The following is an 8,112-nucleotide window of genomic DNA, read 5'->3' as shown; positions in this document are numbered from 1 at the left end:
TTGAAAAAGGAGTGCGGTTAGGCCTTTTTGGCATGCCCATTTTATGAGTGGGGTTCTTCATCTCCTTTTGCTCATCGTAATTCCCAGGGACTTTATCCCATCTTGGAGATTTCCTCCCTTTTTATTCCGAGAGGCTATTTAAAAATTAACGAACCGCATTCATGATGCTGACCATCGGCAGCATGATAGCCGCCACGATGGAACCGACGACCACCGCCATGATGATGATCATGGCCGGTTCAATAGCCGCCGTCAGTTTATCGATTGCTTCCTCCACCTCCTCGTCAAAAAATCCGGCTGTTCGGGTGAGCATCTCGTCCAGCTCGCCGGTCGTTTCGCCGACGGCGATCATGTGGATCAAAAGCGGCGGAAAAAGCCCGACCCTTTTGACCGGTCCGGCAATCCCTTTCCCTTCCCTTACCTCTTCACAGCAAGCCATAAATTTATGTTCAGCAACCCGGTTGCCTAAAAGATTGCTCATGATTTCAATCGCCGTAATCACCGGAATACCGCTTCTCAGTAGGATTCCCATGCTTCGGGCAAACCGGGATGTGATCACCTTAACCGTCGGCTTCCGCAGCAGCGGGAGTTTTAACTTTAAGGAGTCCAACCAATATTTCACTTCACTCTTTTGAGCCAGATAAGACAGAATGGCAATCAAGAAGACGGTTATCATCGTCAGCATCAACAGATGGCTACTAACAAAGTTGCTAATGCCAAGCAAAACCTTTGTTATCAGCGGCAGCTCCCCACCCATGGACTGCAGGATCCCGGAAAAAGTCGGCAATACCTTGACGAGCAGCAAAATGACAACGCCCACGATCAGAAAGAGCAAAATAAGCGGGTAGGTCAAGGCCGTACGGATTTTGCGGCGGATCTTATTTTCTTTCTCATAAAAATCAGCCAGTTGATTCATGATCACATCCAGCGTTCCGCTCGCTTCCCCGACCTGAATCATGTTCAACATAAACTCGGGAAAGATATCCTTATGATCGGACAAGGCTGCCGAAAGAACTCTTCCGCGCTGCAGTTCCTCATGAACATCCTCCAGGACCTCTTTGAATTTTTTCTTTTCAATTTGATCCCGTAAAATCGCAATGCCATCCACAATCGTGATCCCTGCGCTTAAGATCACGGCATACTGCCGGCAAAAAAGGGCAATATCCTTAATCGTTACGCGTTGGAAAATATCCTCGACGGCGAGCGCTTTGCCCTCCTGCTGCACATCCACGAGGAAGTAGCCTTGCTCCTGTAGCATGGCCGTGAGCATATCCACATCGGTGACTTCATACGTTCCGGACAGCTCTTCCCCGTTTAAATTTTTAGCTTTATAGGCATATGTAGGCATTCTGCGCTCACCACCTTTTATTGATCAACTGTTGGAAATACTGCTTATCCTGAGCTCTGGAAAGACCCTCTTCTTTCGCAATCAGACCCTTGAAGCATAACTCGGCCAGATTAGCATCGAGAGAATGCATTCCCTCATTCGCTCCCGTCTGAATAATGCTATTTAACATATGCGGTTTTCCCTCGCGAATGAGATTCCTGACCGCAGGCGTCGCCACCATCACCTCAGTAACCGGAATCAAGCGGCTCCGATCAGCACTTGGTACCAGCTGCTGGGAAACAACGCCTTCCAACACGGTGGCCAGTTGACTGCGAATCTGGTCTTGCTGGTTCGGCGGAAAATTATCAATGATCCTGTCCACGGTTTTGGCCGCTCCCACCGTATGCAGGGTTGAAAAGACAAGATGCCCGGTTTCGGCGGCTGTTAGGGCAATGCCGACCGTCTCCATATCCCGCATCTCCCCGATCAGAATGACATCGGGATCTTCCCGTAAAATCGAGCGCAGAGCGACTGAAAAGGAAGGAGCGTCCATACCGATTTCACGCTGATTGACAATGCTTCGTTTATGTTTATGCAAATACTCAATCGGATCTTCGACCGTAATCACATGGCACTGTCTTTCTTCATTGATCAGGTCAATCAAGCTCGCCAAGGTGGTGGATTTACCGCTTCCAGTAACCCCGGTAATGAGGACAAGTCCCTTTTTAAGTCGGGCAAAATTCTTGATGACCGGCGGCAAGCCCAAAGAATCAAACTTTGGAATAACAAAAGGTTGAATCCGGATGGCGATGGCATATGTTCCGCGCTGTTTATAAATATTAATCCGGAAACGACCTAAGCCGTTTCTTGAGAATGAGGAATCGACAACGCCGTTTTGCTTGAGAACCGCTAATTTTTCTTCGTCAAGGCAAGCAACGGCAATCTCCCGCGTATCTTCCTGCGACATCGGCTGAGAGCTTTCCAGCGGCTGGAGCAACGATCTCAGCCTCAGCATCGGTTTACTGCCAACGGTCAAATGGATGTCCGTTGCCTTCATTTTTACGGCATACTCAAGCATGGCGTCTAAATCGTTCGTTTTAATCTCTGGCATAGACTGTTTTCACCATCTCGCTGATGGTCGTCACCCCCTTTAAGACCAGTTGTTTGCAATTGTCATACAGCGGAACCATTCCATTCTCAAGGGCCATTTTTCTTAACTCCTCGGCATTGCTTCCTTTCTCAATCAAACTGCGCAATTGGCTATTGAGAACCATCACCTCATGAATCGCCAGACGCCCCCTGTATCCGGTATTGTGGCATGCGGGACAACCCGTCGCCTGATAGAGTCTGGTAATCTTATCCTCGCGCAAAATCCTCTTTTCACTATCTCCCGGAATATATTCCTTTTTGCATAACGGACACAGCCTGCGCAGAAGTCTTTGTCCAATAATACCGACGATGGATTCTGCCACCAAATAGGATTCAACCCCCATATCCATCAACCGTGTCAAAGTACTTGGTGCGTCATTGGTATGGAGCGTCGATAACACCAAATGCCCGGTAATCGCGGCCCGCACCGCAATATGGGCGGTCTCTTCATCCCTTATCTCCCCGATCATAACGACATCGGGATCTTGTCTTAGAATGCTTCGTAAACTTGAGGCAAATGTCAGACCCGCTTTGTTATTGACTTGGACTTGGTTAATCCCTTGCAACGTATATTCAACAGGGTCCTCGACAGTAATAATATTCTTATCCGAAGTATTTAATTCTTGCAGCATGGTATATAGTGTCGTCGATTTACCGCTTCCGGTAGGCCCCGTGAGAAGAATAATACCGTACGGCGAACTTAAAATACTGTCAATCAGAGAATTTTCATGTTCAGTAAAGTCAAGCTTGCTACGGTCGAAAAGCACACTCTCACCATTCAAAATACGGATAACGATCTTTTCCCCAAAAACAGTGGGCAGGGAAGAAACACGAAAGTCATATCGGTTCCCATTCACCTCCATTTCAATCCGGCCATCCTGGGGAATCCTTTTTTCGGCGATGTTCATTCCGGCCATAATTTTGATCCGCGTCGAAACTGCTGAAAATAGGCTTTTCGGAATCTCCATGCTTTCGACGAGTACTCCGTCGACCCGATAACGAACTTTAACATTGTATTTAAATGGTTCGATATGAATATCGCTTGCGCTGTTCGTGATAGCCTGGTTGATGATCGAATTAGTCAGCCTTACCGCCGGTGCGCTTTGAATTTCATCGATGACCGCCTGATCAATCCTGTCATCTAGTTCAACCTTATATTCGTTTTTCAGATCTTCGAGCGCTTTATCGGTCGTCTGCTTACTGAAATATTGCTCAATGGCTTTTTCGATGGCGTCATAATTGGCTAAACACGGCTGAACTGCTTTCTTCGTTATAAAAGTAATGTCATCAATCGCAAAAATATTTAAAGGGTCATTCATCGCAACTATAAGCTTATTATTATTTTCACGAATAGGGATCAAATGATATTTCTTGGCAACTTCTCGGGGAATGCAGCGGGCCACCTCAGGATTAATAAATTCTCGTTCCAGATCAATTCTGTCTAGGGATAGTTGTTTGGAAAGGGCATCTAAAATTTCATTTTCTGATAGAAAATGAAGTTCAGCTAAGACTTCTCCCAGATGTTTCTTCGTCTTGGTTTGTTCCGCTAACGCTTTTTCCAATTCTGCAGACGTTAGTTTACCTGCCTCAACAAGAATTTCGCCTAATCTTTTTTTAATAAAGCGTCCGTCTGCCAATCCTTCACATAACCCTTCTTTTTGTTTAATTAAATTCTCAGACTTGGCCGGTAAGTCCTAGGACCTTTTTACTAAATGATATTTTTTAGAATAATACTTAAGTACTATTTTTAATATACTAAACCAGAAATTTACTATTGTCAAACACCCCCTAAGTTACATATTTAGGGGATATTCTCCATATAACTCCATTATTCGAGTCTATTACCCTGTGCATATTAGTCTAAAAATAGAAATTCGTAGCCAAAAACGGCTGAGGACTCCACAAAATTAATCATTGCAAAATTAAATCATGATCGACAATAAAATCTTAAATCATATTTTATACGACATTCGTATTATCCCTATTTTTTTGCACAGCAAAAGCAAAGGGACCGTCTTCAACAGACGGTCCCTTCGTTCTACCTGGCGATACGAAAGGCGGATGACGAAAGAGTCCGGTGGACTTTTTCGCCGAAGCGGATACCACAAAAACGAGGTAACCCGCTGAGGATCATTTTCGCCCCACGACCTCCTCTGACGAACACTCCTGCCGTGGGGATACTACTTTCCCTGGAAGGCGGCGCGCCTCAGTCAGTCTCAACAGCAGCGCGCCGCCGCGAAAAAGATACACCGTATCTTTTTCGTCTTCAGTCCAAGTAGGGCGGTGCCTCTTAGAATGCATCTATAGCCTTGGCACCTAACCCGAAAACCATTCACCGGATGGTTTTCGTATCGGCCCTGGACGGTAACTCGAACTTCCGTGTTCGAGATACGAAAACGATATAAACTCGATCGTTTTCGGCCAAGCTATTGATTTACAATTAAAACTGACCACAAATTTACGAATAAAATTGACCACTTTCGATAAAGAGATTATCCTTCTTTCATAGTAACGAAAGGAGGATAAATCGGAGGTGAGAGATGTGCAAGACTGGATAGCGGTCAAAAGACTTTATAAGAATGGGGTGAAGAAACAACAAATAGCAAAACAACTGAATATGTCAAGAAACACAGTCAAGAAGCTCCTAAAAGCAAGTAAAGAACCCGCATACAACAGGAATCATTATCCTAGTAAGATTGATCCCTATGAAGAGCTTGTAAAGGAGTGGTACCAAAGCCCGGAATATAACTTCATAGGAACCAGGATTTTCAGGGAATTAAGAAAAATTGGTTATATCGGTAGCATTGGCCCTGTATATCGGTTTCTAAAGAAATTAGATCGAGAAAAACAAAGAATCAATCCCAAGGCTACCTTGAGGATTGAGACTCCTCCGGGAGAACAGGCTCAGTTCGATTGGTCTGAATACGATGTCATCGTTAATAAAGCCATTACAAAAGTGTATTGTTTCTCAATTATCATGGCCTTTAGTCGCGATAAAAGAATTCACTTCTCCTTGAGTTGTGATGGTGATGCTATTTATGATGTTATTCAAGAGTTATTCCATAAATTTGGAGGTGTAACCCAGGAACTACTTATCGACAATCCAAAGGTTCTCGTTGTTGAAAATCTGGAGGGTAAAGAACCTCAATTCAATCTGGATGCTTTAAGAATGGCAGCCCATCTTGGTACAGAACTCAATGCCTGTGCGCCTTATAGGGCTCGAACTAAGGGAAAAGTAGAGCGCCCCTTTAACTACATAGAAGAGCAGTTTATTAAAGGAAATACTTTTTCTTCCATGGCCGAGCTTAATCAAGCCGGAAAAGAGTTTGTAAAAGAATGGTGTCGAGAGAAACACGGAACAACGAAAAGAATTCCCGAGGAGGCATTTAAAGAAGAAATCTCTTCCTTGTTCCCATTACCCAAGCACCCTTTTATACGAACGGATATGGAAACGAGAAAGGTGAGCTTAGACTCTCTCGTCAGTATTAAGGGAAATAAATACAGTGTGCCGGTGAAGTATGTGGATCAGGTTGTTAAATTTAAAACATTTTATGGCTATCGGTTGGATCTCTATGATTTAAAAAATCAGTGGATTACATCCCATGAACTTTCACAAAGTCACTGTTCGATCACTCGAATCGATTTGCATTATGAAGATATTGCTGTGAAAACACCGAAGTCCATTCCTGAGGTTAAACGAATGTTTACTCGAACCTTTACCAGAGGGGCAGAGTATTTAGAGAATGCCAGTAAGAAATTGCAGCAACCGAGTTACCATGCTCGGCAAATCCTGAAACTCCAGGATCTTTACACCATCGAAAGTCTTGAGCTGCTCTTGGGATACTGTATTGACCATAATATCTACGAAATTGACAGTATTAAGGAAACCCTGAAAGTAAAGGCAATAGATATCTTGTTGGGAAGGTTAGGGAATGAGGTTGCTGCGACCACCGAAGCTAACCCCGAGCTCATCCGCGATTTATCCTATTATGGTGGAGGTGGTCAATTTTGAGTGTAAATCCTACGATTAACGCAGAGGATCAGTACATTGATAGGACCTTAAAGAAGTTCAAACTCGTGGATATCCGTAACAACTACAACGATTTAATCGAAGAGGCCAAAAGAGATCATCTGGATTACAAAAGCTTTTTGATTAAACTCATTCAGTATGAGGAACATGGGAAGATAAAGCGAATGGTAGAAAAGAACACAAAATCCGCAGGCTTTCACAGAAATATGACCCTCGAAAATTATGATTTCGCTTTCCATAATTACCGATACAAGGCAAAGATCATGGAATTGGCTAGCCTCAACTTTCTAACTCAAAAAGAAAACGTCATACTGATTGGGCCACCTGGGGTTGGGAAAAGTCACATCGGGTCTGCCCTAGGAATCAAGGCGTGTGAAGCCGGAAAGAAAGTGATGTTTACTAACGCCAATGACTTTATTGAAGAACTTGCTCATCAAGCTCTTCACGGAGCATTAAAAGCCCTCTTCAACCGCCTGGCAAGGATTGACCTTATCTTTCTTGACGAACTGGGATATCTCAAAATGGACAAAGAAAAAGAGAGCTTGTTCTTCCAGTTTATCCGCCATAGATACGAAAAGAACGCCCTCATCATCACAACCAATTTACCTTTTGAACGCTGGGGAGAAATCTTTACTAGCCAGCTGGCAGCTACGGCCATATTAGATCGGCTAGTCCATCACTCTCACATCGTCAGTATAACAGGCGAAAGTTACCGTGTAAAGGGTAAGCCTAAGGAGGGAAATTAGATGGAGATTAAACTTGAAAAAGCGCATTATGACAAATATGTAGAGATATACAATGACCAAGGGACTCTAGCTGCAAAGGATTATGTGACAAATCTATGTGATATGGATATTAATCAATTTCAAAGAAAAATGCGCCGAGAAACAGATTATATCTTCAATAAAAGCATCAAGAGGTATGACAAAAGGACTATTGACGCAGAGCCGTTTATGAGCCTCGATGAGCTTTGTTCCAACACAAGAGCCCTTTCAATGACTAAGGAAACCCAGAATAATGGACATGCCTTCAATGATCTTATTTTTGAGTTGATGCGGGATCGCTTAATTGAACTGCAAAAGTTTATTCGAATAGACCCAGTGGCTAAACAGGTAGTCGTTGATAAAAAGTCAGCTAAGGATTATGGATACATACTAACGATAAGCTAATTAGGTACCTGTGGATAGCCTAACATACTGCTGTTAAGTTATCCACAGGTAATTTGAAAACGCCGTAGTAAAGTGGTCAATTTTTAGTGTAAAAAGTGGTCAATTTTACTTGACAATCTACAGCCAAGCCGAACGCTATTAAGAATGACTTTACGGCGCAGGCGTACGGGTGGAACCGACCCCAGAGCAGCTTGCACATATAAGTTTTTGCACAGCAAAAAGCAAAGAGACCGTCTTGTACAAGACGATCCCTTCGTTCTTACCTGGCAATAACCTACTTTCCCAGGACTCTGCAGTCCAAGTATCATCGGCCCTGGAGGTCTTAACTTCCGTGTTCGAGATGGGAACGGGTGGAACCCCTCCGGCATTATCACCAGATCTTGATTAAATTCTGAGAGTGTTCTCTCAAAACTGCACAGATTTTGTCTTCATTAAGT

Annotated in this window: 6 protein-coding genes and 1 rRNA gene; 3 read left to right on the top strand and 4 right to left on the bottom strand. The window is 43.8% G+C overall.

All coding sequences use genetic code 11. The features are described from left to right. Nucleotides 1-145: 145 nt before the first annotated feature. Genes VB077_RS05435 through VB077_RS05425 form a run of 3 tightly spaced genes read right to left on the bottom strand, consistent with a single transcriptional unit; the run spans nucleotide 146 to nucleotide 4,113 of the window. Nucleotides 146-1,348, bottom strand: coding sequence for a type II secretion system F family protein (locus tag VB077_RS05435; protein WP_323414209.1), 1,203 nt, complete (start codon nucleotides 1,346-1,348; stop codon nucleotides 146-148). Nucleotides 1,349-1,355: 7 nt separating this feature from the next. Then, complete coding sequence (locus tag VB077_RS05430; RefSeq protein ID WP_323414208.1) at nucleotides 1,356-2,438, bottom strand: type IV pilus twitching motility protein PilT; 1,083 nt, start codon at nucleotides 2,436-2,438, stop codon at nucleotides 1,356-1,358. Further along, entirely contained in the window at nucleotides 2,425-4,113 is a 1,689-nt protein-coding gene (locus VB077_RS05425) for a GspE/PulE family protein (protein ID WP_323414207.1), read from the bottom strand. The genes VB077_RS05430 and VB077_RS05425 overlap by 14 nt, the downstream gene beginning before the upstream one ends. Before the next feature lie 896 nt (nucleotides 4,114-5,009). Here VB077_RS05425 and istA point away from each other — a divergent pair. The 3 genes from istA to VB077_RS05410 are packed head-to-tail and all read left to right on the top strand — an operon-like array spanning nucleotide 5,010 to nucleotide 7,675. Continuing rightward, nucleotides 5,010-6,488, top strand: coding sequence for an IS21 family transposase (gene istA, locus VB077_RS05420; RefSeq protein WP_323414206.1), 1,479 nt, complete (start codon nucleotides 5,010-5,012; stop codon nucleotides 6,486-6,488). Next, entirely contained in the window at nucleotides 6,485-7,252 is a 768-nt protein-coding gene (istB, locus tag VB077_RS05415; RefSeq protein ID WP_323414205.1) for an IS21-like element helper ATPase IstB, read from the top strand. Before istA ends, istB begins: the two co-directional genes overlap by 4 nt. Further along, nucleotides 7,253-7,675, top strand: a complete 423-nt coding sequence (locus tag VB077_RS05410) for a hypothetical protein (RefSeq protein WP_323414204.1) — start codon at nucleotides 7,253-7,255, stop codon at nucleotides 7,673-7,675. It begins immediately after the preceding gene. 261 nt (nucleotides 7,676-7,936) lie between these two features. Here the strand turns inward: VB077_RS05410 and rrf are convergent. After that, nucleotides 7,937-8,053 (bottom strand): 5S ribosomal RNA (gene rrf, locus VB077_RS05405). Between the last annotated feature and the right edge of the window lie 59 nt (nucleotides 8,054-8,112).

This window comes from Desulfitobacterium sp., from assembly GCF_034927245.1.
GTDB lineage: Bacteria > Bacillota > Desulfitobacteriia > Desulfitobacteriales > Desulfitobacteriaceae > Desulfitobacterium_A.
The sequence above is the reverse complement of the archived record's forward strand: the minus strand, read 5'-3'. Positions and strand labels throughout refer to the sequence as shown.